Source organism: Paenibacillus sp. FSL H8-0168, assembly GCF_038592955.1.
Classification (GTDB): Bacteria; Bacillota; Bacilli; order Paenibacillales; family Paenibacillaceae; genus Paenibacillus; species Paenibacillus polymyxa_B.
Window position 1 is genome coordinate 2204528 of the sequence record NZ_CP151948.1, and the last position, 23182, is coordinate 2227709.

Consider the following 23182-nt stretch of genomic DNA (forward strand, 5'->3'; position numbering starts at 1 on the left):
GATTAAGAACAAACAACCCTGGTAGACAAGGAGGTGCGAAAGTATGGCATTTGAAGGATTATCGACTCGCTTGCAAAATGTATTCAGTAAACTGCGCGGTAAAGGGAAAGTGTCTGAGGAGGATGTAGCTCAGGCGATGCGTGAAGTACGATTAGCTTTGCTTGAGGCGGACGTTAACTTCAAGGTTGTAAAGGACTTTATTGCCAAGGTAAAGGAGAAATCCGTTGGTAAGGAAGTGATGGACAGCTTTACGCCAGGCATGGTCATCATCGACATCGTGAACAAGGAACTGACCGAGTTGATGGGGGGCAGTCAGGCCAAGCTTGCCAAAGCAAACAAACCGCCTACGGTCATTATGATGGTGGGTCTCCAGGGCGCAGGTAAGACGACGACGTCTGGTAAACTGGCGAAATTACTGCAAAAGCAAAATCACCGTCCATTGCTTGTAGCTGGTGATATTTATAGACCAGCCGCGATCAAGCAACTTCAGGTTCTTGGGGAGCAGATTAATACTCCTGTATTTACTTTGGGAGATCAGACAAGCCCTGTAGAAATTGCAAAACAGGGTTTGCAGCATGCTAAGGATAATGGTAATGACTACGTTATTATAGATACTGCTGGTCGTCTTCATGTTGATGAAGAGCTCATGGAAGAGTTGCGCCAGATTCATACCAACGTCAACCCGGATGAAGTTCTACTGGTTGTAGATAGCATGACGGGGCAGGATGCGGTTAACGTTGCGGAGCACTTTAATAATAGCCTGGAGCTAACGGGAGTTGTACTGACGAAGCTGGATGGTGACACTCGTGGTGGTGCAGCTTTATCGGTTAAAGCTGTGACGGGATGTCCGATCAAGTTTGCTACATTGGGTGAAAAGCTGGATGCGATGGAGCCGTTTCATCCTGAACGGATGGCTTCACGGATTTTAGGCATGGGTGACATGTTGTCCCTGATTGAAAAAGCGCAGTCCAATATCGACGCCGATAAGGCGAAGGAAATGGAACGGAAAATGCGTAATGCCGAGTTTACTTTTGAAGATTTTCTGGAGCAAATGGATCAAGTTAAGAAGCTTGGCCCAATCGACCAGATTCTTGATATGATTCCCGGTATGGGCAACATGAAGCAAATGAAAGATATCAAAGTGGATGACAAACAGATGGGCCGGATTGAGGCTATCGTTCATTCTATGACCACACAAGAAAAGCAAAACCCAGATATGATTAATCATAGCCGTCGCAAACGTATTTCTGTAGGCAGCGGAACATCACTGGCTGAGGTAAATCGTCTGATAAAGCAATTCGACGAAATGCGTCGCATGATGAAGCAGTTCTCAGATATGATGGGACCTAAGGGTGGCAAAAACAAGGCTATGAAGCAGTTGAAGAGTATGGGTAAAGGTATGAAGTTTCCTTTCCGCTAAGGCCAATAGGCCCTTGGAATTATGGGATAACAATATACAGTCTACTTTTTGAAGGAGGTGAATTTTCGTGGCAGTTCGTATTCGTCTGAAACGTATGGGTGCACATAAAGCTCCTTTCTATCGCGTCGTGGTATCTGATTCTCGTTCCCCGCGTGACGGTCGTTTTATCGAAGAAATCGGTTACTACAACCCAATCACAGTACCAGCGGTTGTAAAAATTGATGAAGATAAAGCGCTGAAATGGTTGCAAGATGGTGCACAAGCATCCGACACAGTCCGTAACTTGCTTAGCAAAGCGGGCGTAATGAAAAAGTTTCATGAGTCTAAACTACAGAAATAAGGTGCTGATACGGAGGGTCAACCATGGAAGAATTAGTGATAATCATTGCTAAGGCTTTAGTCGATCATCCGGAAGATGTAACCGTGAAGACCTTGGAGAAGGATCGGCTTGTTGTATATGAGCTTAGTGTGCATCCTGAGGATGTAGGCAAAATCATTGGTAAGCAGGGTCGTATCGCCAAGGCGCTTCGCACTGTGGTTGCATCAGCAGCCGTTAAGATGGATAAACGGGTTACCGTAGACATCATATCTTAAAGATATACGAAAGTGGGTTAGGATGTATGTCCTAACCCTTTTTCGTACATGATGAAGATGATATGGAGCGGGACCGATTACAAGCAGGAGGAACACGATGCAACAATTGTTTAATGTCGGAAAAATTGTGAACACCCATGGAATCCGTGGGGAGCTTAAAATATTAACGACGACAGATTTCCCAGAGGATCGCTTTGCTAAAGGTAGTGAACTTTTGATTGTTCCGGCTGAAGGTAAAGCCCCGATTCCCGTAACTATTGAAACAGCGCGTTTTCAAAAAAATATGGTTGTCGCTAAATTTAAGGAATATCACAATATCAATGAAGTTGAAAAATATAAAGGTACTTTGTTGAAGGTATCTGCTGATCGGTTAGGCGAATTGGAAGAAAATGAATTCTATTTTCATGAAGTAGTCGGCATGGAAGTGGTGACCGAAGACGGAAATGAGCTCGGCGTGGTTAAAGAAATTTTGACTCCGGGAGCCAATGATGTATGGGTAGTCAAAATGCCTAAAGGCAAGGAACTGCTATTGCCGTATATAGAGGATGTTATTTTGGATGTAAACGTGCGCGAAAAACGGGTTACGGTACGGTTGATGGAAGGTCTGCTGTAATGCGGGTAGATGTGCTGACCCTGTTTCCAGAGATGTTTGATGGAGTATTTAATGCAAGCATTCTGGGAAAAGCAAGGGATAAGGGAATTGTATCACTGCAAGCGGTTAATTTTCGTCAGTATGCCGGCAACAAGCATGGACAAGTGGATGATACGCCCTATGGCGGTGGGGGCGGCATGGTTTTGAAGCCTGACCCTATTTTTGCTGCCGTGGAAGCGCTGTTGGATAAATCAGAGGAATCAACATTAGAAACTGCCGATGAAGTTATTCAACATGAAGGGATAGAACGTAACACAGACATAAAATCTCCGCGTATCATTTTGATGTGTCCACAAGGCGAGACTTTTACGCAAAAGAAAGCGGAAGAGCTGGCCAAAGAGGACCATCTTATTTTTATATGTGGGCATTATGAGGGTTATGATGAGCGTATTCGAAAGCATTTGGTGACGGATGAGCTTTCTATCGGAGACTATGTGTTGACTGGTGGTGAGCTTCCAGCCATGGCCGTCATTGACAGTGTGACACGGTTGCTACCAGGAGTGCTGGGGAACGAAACGAGTGCGGTAACGGACTCGTTTAGTACCGGGCTGCTGGAGTACCCCCATTATACCCGGCCTGCGGAGTTTCGGGGCTGGAAAGTTCCTGATGTACTCCTGTCAGGGCATCACGTCAATATTGATTCTTGGAGACGCCAAGAGGCGTTACGTCGCACGATGGAACGCCGACCAGACCTGTTGGAACAGGTTGAACTGACAGGCAAGGAGCGCGTGTGGGTTGAGGAGCAGCGCAAATCTGACTGTTTGGGGGATAAGCAATAAAGCGTCTTAGGCATGAGTGGATTTGAAAGCAGGCAGTGACCTGTTTTATAATGGAGTCAATTAAATAATGTTTGGTCAAATCCCTTTTTGTTGTTGCAATGCGGTATCCTCCATGATACAATACATCTGTTGTGTGTAATACGGTGGTCCTCTGTGGATGATGAAGGAAACGGTTGTGTTTCCAGAAGAAGCATGAACACCTGTACGGAAGGAGGGAGTCATAGATGAATATCGTCCAAGCGATCACTGAAGAACAACTGCGTAAAGATTTGCCTAACTTTCGTCCTGGTGACACTTTGAAAGTGCACGTGAAAGTTATTGAGGGAACTCGTGAGCGTATCCAGTTGTTTGAAGGTGTTGTCATTAAACGCCGTGGTGGTGGAATCAGTGAGACTTTTACAGTTCGTAAAATTTCTTACGGTGTAGGTGTGGAAAGAACTTTCCCGCTTCATTCCCCAAAAATCGATAAAATCGACGTGGCTCGCCGTGGTAAAGTGCGTCGTGCGAAGCTTTATTATCTTCGTGAACTGCGCGGTAAAGCAGCGAGAATTAAAGAAATTCGTCGTTAATACAACGAAAAACGAAAGGGGCTTGGTTACAAGCTCCTTTCGTTTTTTCTACGTACATAGGGAACTGTGGATTATTGACCGTAAAGAGAGGACAGTGAGCTATGGAGCAAGAAGTAGGACAAGGAGCTGTACAGCAGCCAACTGATCAGGATGGTACGCCCAAGCGTAAACCAAAAAATGAGATTTTTGAGTGGCTCAAGGCCATCATTATTGCGTTAGTGCTTGTCTTTTTAATCCGCTGGCTTCTCTTTAAGCCGTTTATTGTGGATGGCCCGTCGATGCAGCCTAACTTTCATACCGGAGAACGCGTCATTGTGAATGAGATTTTGTATGATTTCCGTGCCCCTAAACCAGGCGAAGTGATCGTGTTTCATGTGCCGGAGGAAGGAAGAGACTTTATCAAACGCGTCATTGCCGTTGAAGGAGATACGGTCAAGGTAGAAGGTGACACAATTACAGTAAATGGCAAGCCGATTCAGGAATCTTACCTGAAAGCTCCTTTGGAAGAAGCGCATCAAAATGGCGAGCTTTACAACAAGTTTACAAATTTTCCAAATGAGAAGTTTAAGGATGGAAAAGTTCCGGCTGGGCATATTTTTGTAATGGGAGATAACCGTTCCAATAGTACAGACAGTCGGATGATCGGATATATTGATTTGAAAGAAGTCGTGGGTCGGGCTGACGTTATTTTCTGGCCGGCGAAAGATATGCAGTGGATTAACCACTAGAATAACTAATAAGCAGCATAGCTGCCGTAATCCTAACGAAGAGCCTAAGGGTAAAAAGTAGGAGTTACGATCAATGGGGTGATGACGGTGACGATTCAATGGTTCCCTGGTCATATGACCAGAGCTCGCCGCCAAATTGAGGCAAAATTAAAGTTAATTGATTTGGTCATTGAGCTGATTGATGCTCGATTGCCGCTCTCCAGCCGAAATCCAATGATTGATGATATTTTGCAAGGCAAGCCGCGAATGATTATTTTGAATAAAGCAGATTTGGCGGACCCGGTAGTATCACAGCAATGGATTGCCTATTTTAAGGAGCAGGGGCATGTGGCCTTTCCGGTGGATGCCACAACTGGGACGGGACTAAAAGAAATTCCGATTCAGGCCAAGCTGCTGCTTAAGGAAAAGATAGATCGGCAGATTAGGAAGGGAATGAACCCGCGTCCTATGCGTGGGTTGATTGTTGGTATTCCGAATGTCGGTAAATCGACACTGATCAACCGAATGGCGGGACGTAATATTGCAGCTACGGGTGACCGTCCAGGGGTAACGAAGGCACAACAGTGGATCAAGATTGGAGAAATTGAATTGCTGGATACACCAGGGATTCTATGGCCTAAATTTGAGGATCAGAATGTAGGCTATCGTCTGGCAGTTACAGGTGCGATCAAGGAAGAAATTCTGAATGTCGAGGATATTGCCTTTTTTGCGACTAAATATTTGGTTCAGTACTATTGGGACGCACTGGCAGAGCGCTTTGAGCTCACCGAACGTCCTGAAGATACAGAAAATCCTGATGAAATTGTCAACGTTATGGAAGCGATCGGACGTAAACGTGGCTGTATTGTTAGCGGCGGACGTGTAGATCTCGAAAAGGCGTCAAAAATCATTTTGCGTGAGCTGCGTGCAGGGAAGCTGGGACGATTCAGTTTGGAAGCTCCTTACTGATTTTACTGGTACACCGATGCAGAACATAGCATTTTGTGGCAAGGAAGAACCTTCCCCATCTCTCCGGAGAGGAGGAAGGTTTTTTTGGTATTTGAAGGCAGTTAGAAAAGGGTTTTGGACGGTGAAGGTCTGTGGTAAGCTGAATTCAATCGCTAGAGCTACGGCATGAATGACGCGTTAAACTACATATAGATGGGCAGGTATTGAATATGGAAAATAAAGAGATTGTAGTGAAGGACATGCTACATTATGAAAAAAAATGCTGGGAGCAGTCTTGTGAGCGGATTGCAGGTATTGACGAGGTAGGTCGTGGATGCCTGTTTGGTGATGTTGTGGCCGCAGCAGTCATTTTACCAGTGGGTGAGTTACTGGAAGGTGTGGATGATTCCAAAAAATTGACGGACAAGAAGAGAGAAGCATACTACGAGCTGATTATGGAGAAGGCTATTGCTGTAGGAGTTGGCTATGTAGACGCGCAGACGATTGATGATATCAATATTAAACAAGCAGCTCGTTTGGCTATGAAGCAGGCTATTGAGGCTTTACATGTGTCTCCTGATTATTTACTGGTGGATGCAGAAAAGGTAGATGTGCCTATTCCTCAGCTCTCTATTATTAAAGGAGATGCCAACAGTCAGTCTATTGCGGCGGCATCTATCATCGCCAAGGTAACCCGTGATCGGCTGTGCAAAGGTGAATGGGATGCGAAGTATCCGGAATATGGGATCGGTATACATAAAGGTTACGCTACCAAGTTACACAGGGAACAAATTTTGGCGCTAGGACCTACAAAGATGCATAGACGCAGCTTTCTGGGCAATTTGTTGACGGAGCAACCGACGCTGTTTGATCTGTAGTTGCTTATTATGAATCAGGACAATGCCGATATAAAGTATAACTAATACCATAAGCCCCTTTGAATGGGGGAGAGTGAGAGGAGGGGCGATATGAACATCGGATCTGTATTTCGTGGATTACTTGGAGATGTGAAGGCTGGAGAGGCTAAAAAACTTGATATGCAGCCAGGTCAGGTTGTACGAGGAGTCGTGCTAAAGGTGTCTGAGGACGGCAGCGAGGCTGTGTTGCAAATACAAGGTTCTCAGGTCAGGGCAAAGCTGGAGACCCCTCTTCAACCTGGACAGACTACAACGTTTCAGGTTCAACCGGCTTCCCCCAGCGGAATGACGGTGCTTAAGCCTCTGAACGATGTGACCAATACACCACAGCAAACCGTAGCGCTGACAGATGTATTGGAATCGGTGGGACTGCCGGATACAGCTCAGAACAGGGAGCTTATACAGGCAATGCAAAAGAATGGTGTGCCGTTGACATCTGAAAATGCGGCCTCTTTGCGAGAAGCTATGGCGAAGCAAAACGGCAATGTACAATTGGGAACGTTTGTGCAGGCGGCGGCAGTTGCCTTTCAGCGGGGACTTCCATTGACGGCAGAAAGCATAAACGGATTGCGTCAAGCGATGTTTGGGCCTCCTTTAAATGATCTGTTGTCTTCGCTGGAGCAAGAGCTTGAAGCGGTATTAAAGCAGCAAGGACAGGGAATATCCACTGACCGTTCAGTGGCGGAATCAACAGCTATAAAGAGCGCTGATCGAATGCCTGCTAGTCCAACAGGTGCTTCTTCCGGGGTGGTTGTAGATGGACAGGAAGGCCAAGCTCCCATACTGTCCAAGGATGCTTCTACCGCTGCAAAGCAGGCAGAAGCTGGACAAACCACAGGCGGCAAGGAATTGTTAAAAGGGACTCAAGCAGCCAACCTTGCTGCTGCAGTGAGTGAAGCGAGTGCTTTAGCAACAGATTCAGATACTGTGACGGGAGCTACATCTGCAGCCAAAGGGACTGCTCCAGGAGAAGCGGAGGCAGTCAATGGACGCGGAGCGACAGTGGCATCGGAAGCTAGCGTAAATGCTCGAGAATCGGATGCTAATGCATTAAATGGTCCCCGCACCAGAGTGGAGCAGTCACAGCAAGCCACTGCGGCAAGCACACAGCTTAAGGATGCGGATGGTGCTCCAGCGGCTGCCACGGCAGAGCCTGCGGGGGCAAAGACAGCCTTAAACGCGGCCACGGCTGACCGTCCCACCGCACAGCAGGCTGGTGCCCCTGTGCCGCAATCCACAGCAGGTAACACTGCTGCGCCAGAGGTGCCGCTCCAGCGGCTGCGCACGTTGCTGCAAGAGCTACGCGCGGCGGTGCCGCCCGCACTGGGCACAGCTGCGCCGGAGCAGCCCGCAACGGAAGTGGCGCAGCCAACGGCTGGCGCCTCACGAGCCGCAGACGCCGCTGCGTCGCAGCCTGCGGCGTCCAGCACGCAGCTTCCCCCCACGGAGGACCCGTGGGTGGGCCGCGTACTGAAGCTGCTCGGTGCAGAGCACGAGCAGCAAGTACACCGCGCGACTACACAGGTCGCGCAAGGGGCGGCGGCACGTATGGAGCCGCCAGAGGGAATGCCGCAGCCGCTGCCGGGATTAGCGGCTGCGTCTGGGGACACGGTGTCAGCAGACGCAGACACCGTAAAAGGGGCGCTGCTCCAGCTGATGAGCAGTGACGATCTGCCGCCCGCTTTGAAAGAGGCGGCCCAGCAGGTTGTACAGCACCTGACAGGTCAGCAGTTGCTACTCAATACAGACCGAACGGCGCCTTTTGCCCAAGTACACATGTTTATACCGTTCGTTGGAACGGACGGTCGTGAAACAGCTACGATCCAGATTCAGTCCCGCCGCGGCAAACGTGGAGAGCTGGACGCCTCCAACTGTCGTCTTTGGTTTGATTTGGACATGAAGGGGCTTGGACCGACCCTGGTAGATGTCCAGGTTGTAGATCGGATTGTAAGTGTCAAGCTCCATAATGATCATGAATGGGCGGCTTCGTTGTTAACCAGTGGGCGTGAGTCCATTCACACAGCGTTGGAGTCACTAGGATACCAACTTCTATCGCTTCGTACCGAGCCTATGCCCATAAGGACTGAACAGAACAGTCTCGCCTCTTCTGAAGTACAAAGCTATGTGCCTCAGCCGTATAAAGGAGTCGATCTTAAAATATGAAAGAGCCGTTGGAACCTCCTTCTCCTTCCATAAAGAAGGCGGTCGCCCTTAAATATACGCCTGGCGAGAGCGAAGCACCGATTGTCGTTGCCAAAGGGAGCGGCCGTATTGCGGATAGCATTTTAGAAAAAGCTAAAGAACATGGTGTTCCAGTACAGGAGGATGCCGCGCTGGTTGAAGTACTATCCAAACTCGATTTGGACGAACAAATTCCTGCTGAGCTCTATCAGTTGGTGGCAGAGGTGCTTACCTATATATATCAAATGGATAGGCTTGCATCAAAGGATGACTGGTGATGTCGAATGAAATGAAGGCTGGAGGCAAGGATCAACGGAAAGCCAAAGGAGCGATGGGCGAAGAGGCAGCGGCTTTGTTTTTAGAAAACTTGGGTTACCGTATCATAGAGCGTAATTGGCGATGCCGCAGTGGTGAAATAGATCTGATTGCCAAGCAGGAGCATACACTCGTGTTTATTGAGGTACGTAGTCGAAGTAGCTCCAAATATGGAACGCCAGCAGAATCAGTTACTGCGCGTAAAATAGCCCAAGTTCGCCAAACAGCCGCTGTATATTTGCATATGAACGGGATTGGAGATGCTCCAATCCGCTTTGACATGATTTCTGTACAATTAACTGACGAAAAGGCAGTTGTTACGGACCATTTAATAGGCGCATTTTAAACGAGTAAGAGCTTATACAAAGGTAAGAGTGCGGGACTGAATTCATATGTGCAGGTTGACAGGAAGGAAAGCTACAGGTATATTTTATTGAGAATAGTTATCATTTTCATCTTAAAATGAATATCTAGAAGTTGTACCTGTGAAGGAGGATTTACGTGACAAAGCATACCTTTAGCGAACATGTCATAGATGTAATTCAGGAACGCCGGACGATTAAACGATTTAAATCCGACTCCATTCCGGTAGATACGATCAAAGAACTGCTGGACGTCGCTGTGTGGGCTCCTAATCATAAAATGCGTGAACCGTGGCGTTTTCTGTTATTTGCTGGTGAAGGACGGAAAAAGCTTGCAAAAGCAATTGCAGCCGATATCGGTAAGGACAACAAGTTTGAGAGCGGCATTTTGCACAACCCGATCCAGCTTTTAGTAGTATTGGAAGAAGACCCGCGTCAAGCGGTTTGGGATGAGGATTTTGCAGCGGTCAGCGCGCTTGTACAAAACTTTATGCTTGCCGCATGGAGCAAAGGAATCGGAACGTTTTGGGTGACAAAGCCATTTTTGTATTCGCCTAAGTTCCGTGAGCACTTGGGAATTCAACCGGGTGAGAAGGTAATAGGAATGATATATGCAGGCTATCCTGACGTTATCCCGGAATCAAGGCCACGTACTCCGGCAGCCGACAAGCTGACCTTGTTTGACAAATAATCTGTCGTCAGATAAACTTAGTCAAGAATTTTGAAAGCATGGTTCGGAGCTAAAAATTCGAACATCACATTTGCAAAGAATGAAAATTTGGAAGCACCTTTTTTCATATATGCAATGATTCCCGAGAGGGAGCATTCCAATATGAGGAGAGGTGCTTTTTGATATGTATGGAAAATTACACGGAGCTTGTTTGTATGGAATAGATGGCGTTCTGATTGAAGTTGAGACTGATTTGTCCAATGGCTTGCCTCAGACAGCGATTATAGGATTGCCGGATTCGGCGATTCGAGAGGCAGTGGAGCGTGTCAGAGCAGCAATTAAAAACTGTGGCTTTAAATATCCGTCCCAGCGTGTCACGATTAATTTAGCTCCTGCTGATTTGCGTAAGGAAGGTTCATCTTTTGACCTTGCTATCGCTTTAGGGTTGCTGACGACCAGTGAACAGGTCGTTTTACCCGCGGGAGAACGAACGTTGTTTATTGGCGAGCTGGCGCTGGATGGCAGTATTCGCCCTGTGAATGGGGTACTGTCCATGGTTGATCTGGCCAAGCGAGAAGGATTCAACTCCGTGCTGCTTCCCCAGGAAAACGCAAGCGAGGCTCGTCTGATTACGGGTATACGTATTTACGCTATACGGCATTTAGCAGATCTTATTCCGATTGAAGATCATGCACAAGGCACTGTTGATAGCCAAGCAACAAATCAGAGTTGTACTGCCAGTAAACAAGTCATGATCTGTTCCTATGACCATTTACCTCAGGCAGAGCATATACCGTTGTGTGAAAAAGAAGGGATAACTAACAACATGGAGGATTACAGCGATGTGTTGGGTCAGTTGCACGCCAAGCGTGCGTTAGTCATCGCTGCAGCCGGAATGCATAATATCCTGCTTATGGGACCGCCGGGGGCTGGGAAAACAATGCTCATCCGCAGATTGCCATCTATCCTTCCGCCTTTGACTGAAAAGGAGGCGCTTGAAGTCACCAAAGTATACAGCGCTGCCGGGAAGTGGAAGGAGTCATCGCCTCATCTGATGAATATTCGTCCCTTCCGTTCGCCTCATCATACGATCTCTGCTGCTGGTTTGGTGGGTGGGGGAGGTATACCCAAACCAGGAGAAATCAGTCTTGCACACCGGGGGATTTTATTTCTGGATGAGTTGCCTGAGTTTAGCCGTCATGTACTAGAAGTGCTGCGTCAACCTTTGGAAGACCACAATGTTACGATCAGTCGTTCACGTGCTGTTTTTAAGTATCCGGCGCATTTCTTACTTGCTGCCTCTTTAAATCCGTGTCACTGTGGCTTTTTCGGAAATGATACGGAACATCAGCGCTGTACCTGTTCACCTGCAGCAGTAGCCCGCTACCGTTCACGTATTTCTGGTCCACTGCTGGATCGGATCGATCTTCAGCTTGAAGTATCGCAGCCAAAGGATTGGCGGGAGGAAAAAGAATCATTGTCGTCCGCTGAAATGCGAAGGCAGGTGCTGGCTGCTCAAGCGATACAAATCCACAGATACAGCAAGCTTCCCTTTTCATGGAATAGTGAGCTGTCTGGTCAGATGCTTCGTAAATATGCCGTATTAGAAAAAAATGCAGCAGAGTTGCTTGACCAGACAATGGACGCACTCGGTTTAAGCATGCGCGCGTATGATCGAATTCTCAAGCTTTCGCGTACCATTGCAGACTTACATGACTCAGAAAAAATTTTGACTTCACATGTGGCTGAAGCTATTCAATACCGCCACATGGATAGAGCAAATGCCAGTTTTCCTGAAAGTTAAAAAGGCGATAAAACTTAATAGTTATAACACATTATTTTTATGAAAGAGTTTTTCCAAGGGGTATGATAGAAAGTGGAAAAAAGAGCAAAAAAAAGCTCCAGGCAAAAAGACCTGGAGAAGAAAAATAAGATTATGACAATAGTGATTATACTATGAGTATATCATTTTCGTATATACGATTATGCATCATCTCCCATGTTACTTGATGGAAAAAAACAAACAGTCTTTAAGGAATGGATAGCTCAAAGGATAATAAACCCCTCGACCAAAACGGTTGAGGGGCTTGTTGTGAACTTTATTCTAACGAAACGATTGAATCCATGAAGAGAGATGAGACGTCCCCCTACATAAGCTTAAGGAAATCTAAGTTACAAAACGTTCAGTTTCACTTCAATATTACCGCGAGTAGCGCGGGAGTATGGACATTGTTCGTGCGCGCCTTCCACCAGTTTTACTGCAGTTTCATGATCGACGCCTTTTACCAGTACGTCGAGACTTACTCCGATTCCGAAGCCGCCGTCTTCCACTTTGCCGAAATGGACCGTAGCTGTTACTTCAGTACCTTCATGCTTAATACGTTGCATGCGAGCAACCATATTTAGGGCACTGTCAAAGCAAGCGGAATAGCCTGCTGCGAACAATTGCTCTGGATTCGTACCTGCACCGCCTGCGCCGCCCATTTCTTTTGGGGTATCAATATCTAAACGAAGTTCAGGGGAAGAAGACTCGATATAACCGTTACGTCCACCAACCGCTTTTACTGTTGTTTCATACATTTTTTGTTGAATGGTCATCATAATCCAATCACTGCCTCTCGCTCAATTTATATTTTACACAATTTAATTTATCAAAATAATTATTGTTTGTAAAGTATTTTGTGCAATTAGCATGTATTTTATTATATAATGTGCTAAAATAATGACGAAAGTAGGTGATCAGACAGCATGAAAGACAATCCTAATGAAGGTACAGCGTTGAAACTTGATAATCAGTTATGCTTTGCCATATATGCATGCTCCAGAGAGATTACGAAGCTATACCAGCCTTATCTGGAAAAGCTCGGTGTGACGTACTCGCAATATTTGGTACTTATCGTGCTCTGGGAGCGTGAAGAGTGTACAGTGAAGGAATTGGGTGAGGCACTATATTTGGACTCCGGCACACTAACTCCGCTATTGAAGAGATTGCAGAACGCTGGGCTTATCGATCGAAAGCGTTCCACTCAGGATGAGCGTAAGGTGCTGATTTCTTTGACGACAGAGGGAAGCGCATTACGGGAAAAAGCTCTGTCCGTACCAGGGTGCATCCAGGAAAAAACAAGTATGACTCATGATCAATTTGGGTCGCTTCTGCTCCAGTTCAATGATCTGCTCGATCGTGTTCATCAAGCTAATGTACAAATTGAAAAATCATAAGGTGTTTTCAGTTGCTCTTGCGAATCTTATGGCATGAGTTGTTCTCAGCTGAAAGAAAAAATACCTAATAATGCTTGAAGAATTAAAGTGCCTCTTAATGTGGATTAGGTAATCCCATGTTGTAGAGGTGCTTTTTTTGTGTGAATTTGTATTAAGAGAAATATCCAATAATATCCAAACATTCGATTTTGGGAATGATAATGATATCAAAATACTGTAATTCATGAGGTTAAATTATAAGGAAAGCGTTTTAAAAACATGTTACAATGATGTAGGTTTAGTATAGATTTCCTTGTGAACCGCCCTTGTTGCAGTCATGTTGATAGGAGGATTCCAGAATGAATATCCATGAATATCAGGGTAAAGAAGTATTGAAGCAGTACGGAGTGGCTGTACCGAACGGTAAGGTTGCCTATACGGTGGAGGAAGCCGTTGCTGCGGCAGAATCGCTTGGAAGCGCTGTTACGGTGGTAAAAGCACAAATTCACGCTGGTGGACGCGGTAAAGCGGGTGGCGTGAAAGTTGCCAAAGGTTTGGATGAGGTGCGGACTTTTGCTTCTGAAATTTTGGGTAAGGTGCTGGTGACGCATCAGACCGGACCTGAAGGTAAAGAGGTCAAACGCCTTTTGGTTGAGGAAGGCTGCGATATTCGTAAAGAATATTACGTCGGCGTTGTCGTAGATCGTGCGACTGGACGTATCGTAATGATGGCCTCAGAAGAAGGCGGTACGGAAATCGAAGAGGTGGCTGCAGCCACTCCGGAGAAGATTTTTAAAGCGGTTGTTGATCCAGCGATTGGGCTTCAGGTGTATCAGGCACGTAAGTTGGCGTATGACATTAATATCCCAAATGAACTGGTAAACAAAGCGGTCAAGTTTATGCTGGCACTATACGAAGCTTTTGTGGACAAGGACTGTTCGATTGCAGAAATCAATCCCTTAGTCGTTACGGGTGATGGGAATGTACTGGCGTTGGATGCCAAACTGAATTTTGATTCTAATGCGTTGTTCCGTCACAAGGATATTTTGGAATTGCGTGATTTGGATGAAGAGGACGAGAAGGAAATTGAGGCATCTAAATACGATCTAAGCTATATCGCTCTGGACGGAAATATTGGCTGTATGGTCAATGGTGCGGGCTTGGCGATGGCAACCATGGATATTATCAAATATTACGGTGGCGATCCGGCCAACTTCCTGGACGTAGGGGGCGGTGCGACGACGGAAAAGGTAACCGAAGCGTTCAAAATCATTTTGTCCGATCCGAAGGTAGAAGGTATTTTCGTGAACATTTTCGGCGGAATTATGCAGTGTGACATCATTGCGAACGGAGTCGTGGAGGCTGCCAAACAGTTGGGGCTGACTCGTCCGCTTGTTGTCCGTCTTGAAGGGACAAATGTTGAGCTCGGCAAACAGATTTTAGCGGAATCCGGTTTGAATATCGTAGCAGCGGATTCCATGGCGGATGGCGCCCAAAAAATCGTCGAACTTGTTCAATAGCCTGTTTGCATTCCGATATGCCGAATAAACGATAGGGGATGTGAAGATCGTGAGTATTTTGGTCGATAAGCATACAAAGGTGATTACACAGGGGATTACGGGAAAAACGGCGTTGTTTCATGCCAAGGGTGCGCTTGATTATGGTACACAAATGGTAGGTGGCACTTCTCCAGGTAAGGGGGGCACCGAGGTAGAAATTACACTGGAGAACGGACAACAGGTCAAATTGCCAGTGTTTAACACCGTAAGCGAAGCCAAGGGAGCTACTGGCGCAACAGCGAGCGTGATTTACGTGCCACCGGCTTTTGCAGCAGATTCCATTTTGGAGGCTGTAGATGCGGATTTAGATCTCGTGATTTGTATCACGGAGGGCATTCCGGTGCTTGATATGATCAGGGTCAAGCGTTTTATGGAAGGTAAAAAGACCGTTCTGATTGGCCCTAACTGTCCAGGTGTTATTACACCAGGAGAATGTAAAATCGGTATTATGCCAGGTTACATTCATCTACCAGGTCATGTAGGTGTTGTGTCACGTAGTGGTACTTTGACCTATGAAGCAGTGCATCAGTTAACGACCCGAGGTATAGGACAATCTTCCGCGGTTGGTATTGGCGGTGACCCCGTTAAAGGTTCAGAATTCATTGACATTTTGCAACGTTTCAATGAGGACCCCAACACTCACGCTGTCATTATGATCGGAGAAATTGGTGGTACAGCCGAGGAAGAGGCTGCCGAGTGGATCAGGGACAATATGACGAAGCCAGTGGTTGGTTTTATCGGCGGTGTGACTGCGCCTCCGGGCAAACGGATGGGGCATGCAGGCGCCATTATTTCTGGTGGAAAAGGAACGGCCAAAGAGAAAATTGCCACGCTTGAAGCCTGTGGGATCAAGGTGGCACCGACTCCTTCCGAAATGGGCTCGACACTGGTAAGTGTGCTAGAAGCACGTGGTATTTTGAATTTGTGTACGACACATTAAATCGTGTTTCTTCATTAATATACAGGCCATAAAACTGCATCGAAATTTGCCGCAGGCTAGTGTATAATGAAAGAAAGGTAAGCAACCTTTTTATCTTCTGAAACAGGGGATGAAAAGGTTGCTTTTTTTTGCGTTAAGACAGGCTTGTCAGGGAAACGCTTGCAAAATGATTCATTGTGCCACAAAATAAGGGAGGGTTCACTCTTCCGTGAATGGGGGAACCATAGTTTGGAAGAAAGATGGCTTTTGTTAGGCTTACATGAGTTAGAGGGAATCGGAAGAAAAACAATTCAGCGTATTTGGTCGAGTGACTATCGATTGCATGAGCTACTGCATTTTAGCGAACAAAAGTGGATTGAGATAGGGTTAAGCCCTGCTCAGGCACGAATTGCGGCTCAGTGTTACGATGAAGAATGGGTGCATGAACGATATCAGCGAGTTCTATCCGGTGATATTGGAACGGTAACTTATGTGGACGAGGATTATCCCCTATTAATGAAGGAAACAGTTGACCCACCATGGGTAATGTATACAAAAGGGGATAAATCACTTTTGCATACATGTTCTGTAGCCATGGTAGGAACCCGTGTTCCCACCGCTTATGGACGTAGAGCAGCGGAGATACTAACAGATGGATTATGTAATGCAGGGATTACAGTAGTTAGCGGATTGGCGAGAGGAATTGACAGTATTTGTCACGAAACAGCCCTGCGCCGGGGAGGAAACACGATTGGTGTACTGGGAACAGCGATTGATCAAATTTATCCTCCCCAAAATGCGTCTTTATTTGCAGAGATGGCTAGCAAAGGCTTGATCGTATCGGAGTACCCTCCAGGCATGAGGTCACATCCAGGAATGTTTCCACAACGTAATCGGATTATAGCTGGCCTAACGAAGGGAACGCTCGTTGTCGAAGCAGATGCAAGAAGCGGCTCCTTGATTACAGCTGATGCTGCGCTAGAGGCAAATCGAGATGTGTTTGCTGTTCCCGGACCCATTACGTCACCGAAGAGTAGAGGCACGCTGAGCTTGATCAAGCAAGGAGCCAAAACAGTCACTGAAGCTTCGGATATTATTGAAGAGTATGAAGCAGATTTGCGTACAAGGGAGGTTTCTTCATACAATAGAGAGCAGAGTCTTAATCTGAAACAGGCCTCCAAAGTGCCAGAAAGTGAGACTTCTGAGGAAAACCGTGTCATACTGTTGCTCGAACAGGGAACCATGACACTGGATGAACTGCTTGATGCTACGGCATGGGATTTTGGACTTTTACACGCAGTTCTGTTATCGTTAATCATAAAAAAAAGGATCGCCCGCTAGCGGGCACAAAATACAAGCTTATTTAGTAGTTGTTTTTGCAAAGTCCTTAGTTAGTAAATGCACAAATTCAATTTTAAACATCAGGTGGAGGGCAGTATGGTATTCATCCGCGCCGCGGATTCCTACTCCTTCCCCACTTCCTGAAATGTGTTGACATTATGACTCGCAGTAGCGGAGCAGATGGAATCTTTCTGAACAAGCACAGCGATCTGGAAAAATAACCAATCTGTTAAGCGCTCTCCGCGTCATAACTCACCACATTTCAGGAAGTCTATCATATTCATGTGTGTAATTGAGAGGAGGAAGAGCCTATGGCGGATTCACTCGTCATCGTGGAATCGCCTTCCAAGGCGAAGACGATCGGCAAATACTTAGGCAGCAAATATATCGTCAAGGCTTCCATGGGTCATATCAGGGATTTACCGAAGAGTCAGATCGGCGTAGAGGTCGAAAATGATTTTAATCCCAAATACATTACCATTCGAGGTAAAGGCTCAATTCTAAAAGAATTAAAGGATGCCCGAAAAAAAGTGAAAAAAGTATATCTGGCGGCTGACCCGGATCGCGAAGGTGAGGCTATTGCCTGGCATCTGGCACATGCGCTGGAACTGGACGATACAGCAGATTGCCGTGTTGTATTTAATGAAATTACGAAGCAGGCTGTCAAAGATGCTTTTAAAACCCCCCGTAAAATCAATATGGATTTGGTCAATGCTCAGCAGGCACGACGGATACTGGATCGACTTGTTGGCTACAAAATCAGCCCGTTGCTCTGGAAAAAGGTAAAAAAGGGTCTATCCGCTGGGCGGGTGCAGTCGGTTGCGGTGAAAATTATTTTGGACCGGGAAAACGAAATTAGTGAGTTTGTACCGGAAGAATACTGGACGATTACAGCTAAACTAGCTATTAAAGACAGTACCTTTGAAGCGAAATTTCATAAGCTGCGTGGTGAAAAGAAAGAGCTCTCCAGCGAAGCGGATGTACAAGAAGTGTTGGAAGCTATCGGAAAATCGTCTTACAAGGTGCGCGATGTGAAAGAGAAAGAGCGTTTACGCAATCCTTCTCCTCCATTCACAACAAGTTCCTTGCAGCAGGAGGCGGCTCGGAAGCTCAACTTCCGTGCATCTAAAACGATGTCTGTAGCTCAGCAGCTATATGAGGGTGTGGATTTAGGAAAAGAAGGGACCGTGGGTTTGATTACGTATATGCGTACGGATTCCACACGGATCGCCGCTTCAGCTCAAGAGGAAGCGAAAGATTTAATTATTCAAAAATATGGCGAAGCTTTTGTACCTGAAACTCCTCGTCAATATTCAAAAAAAGCGGCCAACGCCCAGGATGCGCATGAAGCGATTCGCCCAACCTCTGCGTTACGCGATCCGGAAACAGTTAAGCCGTTTATGAGTCGGGATCAGTTCCGTTTGTACAAATTGGTATGGGAACGTTTCATGGCCAGTCAGATGGCATCTGCTATTATGGATACTTTGTCCGTTGATATTGAAGCGGGTGAGACGATATTTCGGGCAGCAGGTTCTAAGGTTCGTTTTCCAGGTTTCATGAAAGTGTATGTAGAGGGAAATGACGATGGTAAAACCGAAGAAGATAAACTGCTGCCACCACTTCAACCAGGCGATAAATTAAAAAAAGAAGCGGTTGAGCCGAAGCAGCATTTTACACAACCGCCTCCCCGTTATACGGAAGCGCGACTGGTGAAGACGCTGGAAGAACTGGGTATAGGACGTCCAAGTACGTATGCACCAACGCTGGAAACCATTCAGAAACGTGGGTACGTTGCTATTGAAGAAAAGAAATTTTTCCCTACAGAGCTGGGCGAATTGGTCATCGAACAGATGGAGGAGTTCTTTCCAGAGATACTGAATGTGGAGTTTACAGCTAATATGGAAGGTGATCTTGACCACGTCGAAGAAGGCGAAGGTAATTGGGTCAAGGTGTTGAGTGACTTTTACGAGTCATTCGAGAAGCGACTTGAAGTGGCTGAAGAAGAAATGAAAGAAATTGAAATAAAAGATGAAGTATCCGATGTCATTTGTGATAAGTGTGGCAGCCAAATGGTGTATAAGCTTGGCCGATTTGGTAAATTCCTGGCCTGTTCTGCTTTTCCAGATTGCCGTAACACAAAGCCAATTGTTAAGGATATCGGGATTAATTGTCCTACATGCGGTGAGGGCCATGTCGTCGAACGACGGAGTAAAAAGGGACGTATCTTCTATGGATGTGACCGCTACCCGGAATGTGATTTTGTTTCCTGGGATAAACCGTCCATTAAGCCTTGCCCAAGTTGCAGTAGCCTAATGGTCGAAAAACGTACAAAACAAGGGACGAAGCTCAACTGTACGGTCTGCGATCACAGCGAAATGCTGGAAGAGAGCGATGAGAGCGTAGAGACTTCTTAAGAACAACAATAGCAGGGGGATTTAAACGTGAGTGAACTACAAAAGGTAACGGTCATCGGAGCAGGTTTGGCAGGCAGCGAAGCTGCCTGGCAAATTGCAAGCCGTGGAGTGCCAGTCAAGTTATATGAAATGCGGCCGGTCGTAAAAACACCAGCACATCATACAGATAAATTTGCCGAATTGGTATGCAGTAATTCCTTGCGAGCAAACGGCCTAACGAATGCAGTAGGTGTACTGAAGGAAGAGATGAGAATACTAAACTCCTTGATTCTGAGTGCAGCAGATCGTCATGCTGTTCCGGCTGGCGGTGCATTGGCAGTGGATCGTGACGGATTTTCCGGTCATATTACTGAGACGCTTCATCAACATCCTTTGATCGAGGTTGTTAATGAAGAGCTTCAGGAAATCCCACAGGACGGTATTGTGGTTATTGCGACGGGGCCTTTAACTTCTCCGGCTTTGTCGGAACAGATTAAATCACTGATGGGAGAGGAGTATTTCTATTTTTACGATGCGGCAGCCCCGATTGTAGAAAAGGACTCTATCGACATGAGCAAGGTTTATCTGGCTTCCCGTTATGATAAGGGAGAAGCAGCGTACTTGAATTGTCCGATGAACGAAGCGGAATTTGATGCTTTTTATGAGGCTCTGGTTACGGCTGAGGTAGCGCAAGTCAAGGAATTCGAAAAAGAAATTTATTTCGAAGGCTGTATGCCCATCGAAGTGATGATGCAACGTGGGAAACAAACGGCATTGTTCGGACCGATGAAACCTGTGGGTCTCGTAAATCCACATACAGGAGAACTGCCCCACGCAGTTGTTCAGCTTCGCCAGGACAACGCCGCAGGAACGCTGTATAATCTGGTTGGTTTCCAGACTCACCTCAAATGGGGGGAGCAAAAGCGTGTGTTTTCAATGATTCCGGGTCTTGAAGACGCAGAGTTTGTACGTTACGGTGTGATGCATCGCAATACCTTTATTAATTCTCCGCAGCAACTTCATCCAACTTATCAGTTTAAGGGAAGAAGTAATCTATTCTTCGCCGGACAAATGACCGGTGTAGAGGGATATGTGGAGTCAGCGGCTTCTGGTCTGCTGGCCGGGATGAATGCTGCACGAGCAGCGCGTGGACAGGAAATGTTTGTATTTCCTGCGGAAACGACACTAGGTAGCATGGCGCGGTATATTACGACCGCTGATTTTAAGCATTTTCAACCGATGAATGCAAACTTTGGTTTGCTTCCAAAGTTGGAGAAACGGATTCGTAACAAAAAGGAAAAAAATGAAGCTCTCGCTAATCGCGCGTTGGAAAGTTTGCGTGGTTATATCAACGAAACGGGAGTTATGTCAGCTGAAGTACAGGCATAAGGATGAAGGAAAAGGAGGAGCGCGTTATGGATATGTCCTTTCATGCTACTACCATCTGCGCTGTACGCCACAATGGCAAGGGAGCTATTGCGGGTGATGGACAGGTAACGTTCGGCAACAGTGTTGTGATGAAGCAGACGGCTAAAAAAGTGCGCAGATTGTATCGAGGTCAGGTCGTTGCGGGATTTGCGGGTTCGGTGGCCGATGCTATCACGTTATTTGAAAAGTTTGAAAATAAGCTGGAGGAACACCACGGAAATCTTCAAAGAGCAGCCGTGGAACTTGCCAAGGACTGGCGTCAGGATCGTATCCTGCGCAAGCTGGAAGCGCTCATGATTGTGATGGACTCATCCGGAATGTTGCTCATTTCTGGAGGCGGCGAAATTATAGAGCCGGATGATGATGTGCTTGCGATTGGCTCAGGTGGTAATTTTGCATTGGCGGCTGCCCGTGCTTTCAAACGCCATGGCTCTGGCATGGAAGCAAAGGATATGGCACGGGAAGCGCTAGAGGTTGCTTCGGAAATATGTGTGTATACGAACAATCAGATTATCGTGGAAGAACTGTAAATCGGCTCTGAGTATTCAAGGGTGGAGGAGTGCAAAATGAATAATCAATCGTTGACGCCCAGACAAGTGGTATCCGAGCTGGATAAGTATATTGTCGGACAAAAGGAAGCTAAAAAATCTGTTGCTGTTGCCTTGCGCAACCGTTATCGGCGTAGTAAGCTGCCGGATGATATCCGGGATGAAATTGTGCCTAAAAATATTTTGATGATCGGACCGACAGGTGTGGGTAAAACGGAAATTGCGCGTAGACTTGCACGGCTCGTGGGAGCTCCTTTTGTCAAGGTAGAGGCGACCAAATTTACAGAAGTGGGTTACGTCGGTCGTGATGTGGAATCCATGGTGCGTGATCTGATGGAAACCTCTATTCGCATCGTTAAGACGGAACGAACAGAGAATGTGAAGGACAAAGCGGAAGACATGGCAAATGAACGGATTGTCAGCATCCTTGTACCTGCAGAAAAGTCAAACAAATCGCAACGTAATCCCTTTGAAATGCTGTTTGGTAATAACACGGGAACTTCAGTAGAAGAAGAACCACCACAACAGGATGGATCTTTGGCAGAAAAGCGCCGTAAGGTTAAATTCGATCTATTGTCTGGTAAGCTTGAGGATGATGTCATAGAGATTGATGTGGAGGATACTGCCCCCAATATGCTCGATATGTTTGCTGGGCAAGGGAATGAACAAATGGGTATGAATATGCAGGAGATGTTCGGAAGTTTTCTGCCCAAGCGGACGAAAAAGCGCAAGCTACCAGTCAAGGAAGCTCGCAAGGTGTTGATTCAAGATGAGGCCGCCAAATTGATCGATATGGATGATGTGATTCAGGAGTCTGTGAAGCGTGCTGAGCAATCCGGTATTATTTTTATTGATGAAATAGATAAGATTGCCAGCCAGGGTAAGGGTAGCGGCCCCGATGTGTCGAGAGAAGGCGTCCAGCGCGACATTTTACCTATTGTCGAGGGCTCTACCATCATGACCAAATACGGTCCGGTAAGAACAGATTACATTCTGTTTATTGCTGCAGGAGCTTTTCATGTTGCAAAACCATCTGACCTGATCCCTGAGCTTCAGGGCCGTTTTCCAATCCGTGTGGAATTAAGTAGCCTGACTTTGGATGAGTTTGTGTCGATACTGACGGAGCCTAAAAATGCGCTGACCAAGCAATACACTGATCTACTCCGTACTGAGGAGATTGAAGTCGAATTTTCTGCGGAAGCGATCCGTGAGATTGCCAGCATTGCTGAGTCTGTAAATCGCAACACCGAAAATATTGGTGCACGTCGTTTGCATACCATTCTAGAAAAGCTGCTGGAGGATCTGTCGTTTGAAGCGCCAGAGCTTACATTGGATCGTATGATCATTACCCCGGAATATGTACGTGAGAAGCTGGGAGATATTGCCCAAAACAGGGACCTTAGTCAGTATATTTTATGAATAGGGTTTCTAAAAATAGGGTGTCAGGTCCAGAATAACACTATCTTGCACCGTCGTTTAGACCTAGATAATGGTCAAGTTGATGATTTTTCTGTCTATTCCAAAAGTAGGACGTATAATCTTTTACAGGTGTAAAGTGCTAAGAAAACATTCATTTTCTTGAAATAAACCTGAAAAATTTAACATTTTATGCATCTAAAGCCCTCTTTTTTAAAAAAGATAGGGCTTTTTTCTTATTGTAATTAGGTCCCAACTCTACGAAA

22 protein-coding genes and 1 pseudogene are annotated in these 23182 nt (G+C 46.3%); 22 read left to right on the plus strand and 1 reads right to left on the minus strand.

Translation table 11 applies throughout. The features are described 5' to 3' along the window. The first annotated feature begins 43 nt into the window (after nucleotides 1-43). From ffh to MHI21_RS10445, 14 genes are all read left to right on the plus strand, one after another. Nucleotides 44-1420: a signal recognition particle protein gene (gene ffh / locus MHI21_RS10380; protein WP_254327919.1), complete on the plus strand. Its 1377-nt coding sequence runs from the start codon at nucleotides 44-46 to the stop codon at nucleotides 1418-1420. 67 nt (nucleotides 1421-1487) lie between these two features. Then, nucleotides 1488-1760, plus strand: coding sequence for a 30S ribosomal protein S16 (gene rpsP / locus MHI21_RS10385; RefSeq protein ID WP_013309862.1), 273 nt, complete (start codon nucleotides 1488-1490; stop codon nucleotides 1758-1760). A 23-nt stretch (nucleotides 1761-1783) separates the two neighbouring features. Further along, a complete protein-coding gene (locus tag MHI21_RS10390) occupies nucleotides 1784-2014 on the plus strand; it encodes a KH domain-containing protein (RefSeq protein ID WP_013309863.1) in 231 nt (76 codons plus the stop codon). Nucleotides 2015-2111: 97 nt separating this feature from the next. Next, a complete protein-coding gene (rimM, locus tag MHI21_RS10395) occupies nucleotides 2112-2627 on the plus strand; it encodes a ribosome maturation factor RimM (RefSeq protein ID WP_165175670.1) in 516 nt (171 codons plus the stop codon). Then, on the plus strand, nucleotides 2627-3445 hold the full coding sequence (gene trmD, locus MHI21_RS10400) for a tRNA (guanosine(37)-N1)-methyltransferase TrmD (protein ID WP_341161720.1): 819 nt from the start codon (nucleotides 2627-2629) through the stop codon (nucleotides 3443-3445). Before rimM ends, trmD begins: the two co-directional genes overlap by 1 nt. Nucleotides 3446-3669: 224 nt before the next feature. After that, on the plus strand, nucleotides 3670-4014 hold the full coding sequence (gene rplS, locus MHI21_RS10405; protein ID WP_010346403.1) for a 50S ribosomal protein L19: 345 nt from the start codon (nucleotides 3670-3672) through the stop codon (nucleotides 4012-4014). A gap of 101 nt (nucleotides 4015-4115) precedes the next feature. After that, nucleotides 4116-4742, plus strand: coding sequence for a signal peptidase I (gene lepB, locus MHI21_RS10410; RefSeq protein WP_025721709.1), 627 nt, complete (start codon nucleotides 4116-4118; stop codon nucleotides 4740-4742). 87 nt (nucleotides 4743-4829) lie between these two features. Next, a complete protein-coding gene (ylqF, locus tag MHI21_RS10415) occupies nucleotides 4830-5690 on the plus strand; it encodes a ribosome biogenesis GTPase YlqF (RefSeq protein ID WP_069292106.1) in 861 nt (286 codons plus the stop codon). A gap of 209 nt (nucleotides 5691-5899) precedes the next feature. Continuing rightward, entirely contained in the window at nucleotides 5900-6547 is a 648-nt protein-coding gene (locus MHI21_RS10420) for a ribonuclease HII (RefSeq protein WP_080682994.1), read from the plus strand. 90 nt (nucleotides 6548-6637) lie between these two features. Next, complete coding sequence (locus MHI21_RS10425) at nucleotides 6638-8749, plus strand: DNA ligase (RefSeq protein ID WP_342419965.1); 2112 nt, start codon at nucleotides 6638-6640, stop codon at nucleotides 8747-8749. After that, on the plus strand, nucleotides 8746-9045 hold the full coding sequence (locus MHI21_RS10430; RefSeq protein WP_061831852.1) for an EscU/YscU/HrcU family type III secretion system export apparatus switch protein: 300 nt from the start codon (nucleotides 8746-8748) through the stop codon (nucleotides 9043-9045). Before MHI21_RS10425 ends, MHI21_RS10430 begins: the two co-directional genes overlap by 4 nt. After that, nucleotides 9045-9428 (plus strand): YraN family protein, encoded by a 384-nt coding sequence (locus tag MHI21_RS10435; RefSeq protein WP_341161718.1) that lies wholly within the window; start codon nucleotides 9045-9047, stop codon nucleotides 9426-9428. The genes MHI21_RS10430 and MHI21_RS10435 overlap by 1 nt, the downstream gene beginning before the upstream one ends. Nucleotides 9429-9583: 155 nt before the next feature. Then, nucleotides 9584-10135, plus strand: coding sequence for a nitroreductase (locus MHI21_RS10440; RefSeq protein WP_025723284.1), 552 nt, complete (start codon nucleotides 9584-9586; stop codon nucleotides 10133-10135). 163 nt (nucleotides 10136-10298) lie between these two features. Then, complete coding sequence (locus MHI21_RS10445) at nucleotides 10299-11918, plus strand: YifB family Mg chelatase-like AAA ATPase (RefSeq protein ID WP_342419966.1); 1620 nt, start codon at nucleotides 10299-10301, stop codon at nucleotides 11916-11918. Between the two features lie 368 nt (nucleotides 11919-12286). On the opposite strand, the gene MHI21_RS10450 is transcribed toward MHI21_RS10445, so the two are convergent. Continuing rightward, nucleotides 12287-12715, minus strand: a complete 429-nt coding sequence (locus MHI21_RS10450; RefSeq protein WP_069291719.1) for an organic hydroperoxide resistance protein — start codon at nucleotides 12713-12715, stop codon at nucleotides 12287-12289. 147 nt (nucleotides 12716-12862) lie between these two features. On the opposite strand from MHI21_RS10450, the gene MHI21_RS10455 reads away from it, so the two are divergent. From MHI21_RS10455 to hslU, 8 genes and pseudogenes are all read left to right on the plus strand, one after another. Then, the gene (locus tag MHI21_RS10455; RefSeq protein ID WP_061831856.1) at nucleotides 12863-13333 is read left to right on the plus strand and encodes a MarR family transcriptional regulator; all 471 of its coding nucleotides are present in this window, start codon (nucleotides 12863-12865) and stop codon (nucleotides 13331-13333) included. A 338-nt stretch (nucleotides 13334-13671) separates the two neighbouring features. Next, nucleotides 13672-14832, plus strand: a complete 1161-nt coding sequence (gene sucC / locus MHI21_RS10460) for an ADP-forming succinate--CoA ligase subunit beta (RefSeq protein ID WP_053325253.1) — start codon at nucleotides 13672-13674, stop codon at nucleotides 14830-14832. Between the two features lie 49 nt (nucleotides 14833-14881). Further along, nucleotides 14882-15811: a succinate--CoA ligase subunit alpha gene (sucD, locus tag MHI21_RS10465; RefSeq protein WP_165175658.1), complete on the plus strand. Its 930-nt coding sequence runs from the start codon at nucleotides 14882-14884 to the stop codon at nucleotides 15809-15811. Nucleotides 15812-16039: 228 nt separating this feature from the next. Next, nucleotides 16040-17157 (plus strand): annotated as a pseudogene (gene dprA, locus MHI21_RS10470) (DNA-processing protein DprA). Nucleotides 17158-17442: 285 nt separating this feature from the next. Beyond that, on the plus strand, nucleotides 17443-19545 hold the full coding sequence (topA, locus tag MHI21_RS10475) for a type I DNA topoisomerase (protein WP_165175654.1): 2103 nt from the start codon (nucleotides 17443-17445) through the stop codon (nucleotides 19543-19545). Between the two features lie 27 nt (nucleotides 19546-19572). Beyond that, on the plus strand, nucleotides 19573-20913 hold the full coding sequence (gene trmFO / locus MHI21_RS10480) for an FADH(2)-oxidizing methylenetetrahydrofolate--tRNA-(uracil(54)-C(5))-methyltransferase TrmFO (protein WP_341161716.1): 1341 nt from the start codon (nucleotides 19573-19575) through the stop codon (nucleotides 20911-20913). A 26-nt stretch (nucleotides 20914-20939) separates the two neighbouring features. Next, on the plus strand, nucleotides 20940-21482 hold the full coding sequence (hslV, locus tag MHI21_RS10485) for an ATP-dependent protease subunit HslV (protein ID WP_013309881.1): 543 nt from the start codon (nucleotides 20940-20942) through the stop codon (nucleotides 21480-21482). A 36-nt stretch (nucleotides 21483-21518) separates the two neighbouring features. Beyond that, nucleotides 21519-22919, plus strand: coding sequence for an ATP-dependent protease ATPase subunit HslU (hslU, locus tag MHI21_RS10490; protein ID WP_023988186.1), 1401 nt, complete (start codon nucleotides 21519-21521; stop codon nucleotides 22917-22919). Nucleotides 22920-23182 lie beyond the last annotated feature (263 nt).

Coding starts and splice junctions, on each gene's coding strand:
- trmD (WP_341161720.1), top strand. CDS start 2,627: ATGCGGGTAGATGTGCTGACCCTGTTTCCAGAGATGTTTGATGGAGTA.
- sucC (WP_053325253.1), top strand. CDS start 13,672: ATGAATATCCATGAATATCAGGGTAAAGAAGTATTGAAGCAGTACGGA.
- MHI21_RS10450 (WP_069291719.1), bottom strand. CDS start 12,715: ATGATGACCATTCAACAAAAAATGTATGAAACAACAGTAAAAGCGGTT.
- lepB (WP_025721709.1), top strand. CDS start 4,116: ATGGAGCAAGAAGTAGGACAAGGAGCTGTACAGCAGCCAACTGATCAG.
- rimM (WP_165175670.1), top strand. CDS start 2,112: ATGCAACAATTGTTTAATGTCGGAAAAATTGTGAACACCCATGGAATC.
- rplS (WP_010346403.1), top strand. CDS start 3,670: ATGAATATCGTCCAAGCGATCACTGAAGAACAACTGCGTAAAGATTTG.
- MHI21_RS10425 (WP_342419965.1), top strand. CDS start 6,638: ATGAACATCGGATCTGTATTTCGTGGATTACTTGGAGATGTGAAGGCT.
- topA (WP_165175654.1), top strand. CDS start 17,443: ATGGCGGATTCACTCGTCATCGTGGAATCGCCTTCCAAGGCGAAGACG.
- MHI21_RS10430 (WP_061831852.1), top strand. CDS start 8,746: ATGAAAGAGCCGTTGGAACCTCCTTCTCCTTCCATAAAGAAGGCGGTC.
- ffh (WP_254327919.1), top strand. CDS start 44: ATGGCATTTGAAGGATTATCGACTCGCTTGCAAAATGTATTCAGTAAA.
- MHI21_RS10420 (WP_080682994.1), top strand. CDS start 5,900: ATGGAAAATAAAGAGATTGTAGTGAAGGACATGCTACATTATGAAAAA.
- hslV (WP_013309881.1), top strand. CDS start 20,940: ATGGATATGTCCTTTCATGCTACTACCATCTGCGCTGTACGCCACAAT.
- MHI21_RS10435 (WP_341161718.1), top strand. CDS start 9,045: ATGTCGAATGAAATGAAGGCTGGAGGCAAGGATCAACGGAAAGCCAAA.
- MHI21_RS10445 (WP_342419966.1), top strand. CDS start 10,299: ATGTATGGAAAATTACACGGAGCTTGTTTGTATGGAATAGATGGCGTT.
- MHI21_RS10455 (WP_061831856.1), top strand. CDS start 12,863: ATGAAAGACAATCCTAATGAAGGTACAGCGTTGAAACTTGATAATCAG.
- hslU (WP_023988186.1), top strand. CDS start 21,519: ATGAATAATCAATCGTTGACGCCCAGACAAGTGGTATCCGAGCTGGAT.
- MHI21_RS10390 (WP_013309863.1), top strand. CDS start 1,784: ATGGAAGAATTAGTGATAATCATTGCTAAGGCTTTAGTCGATCATCCG.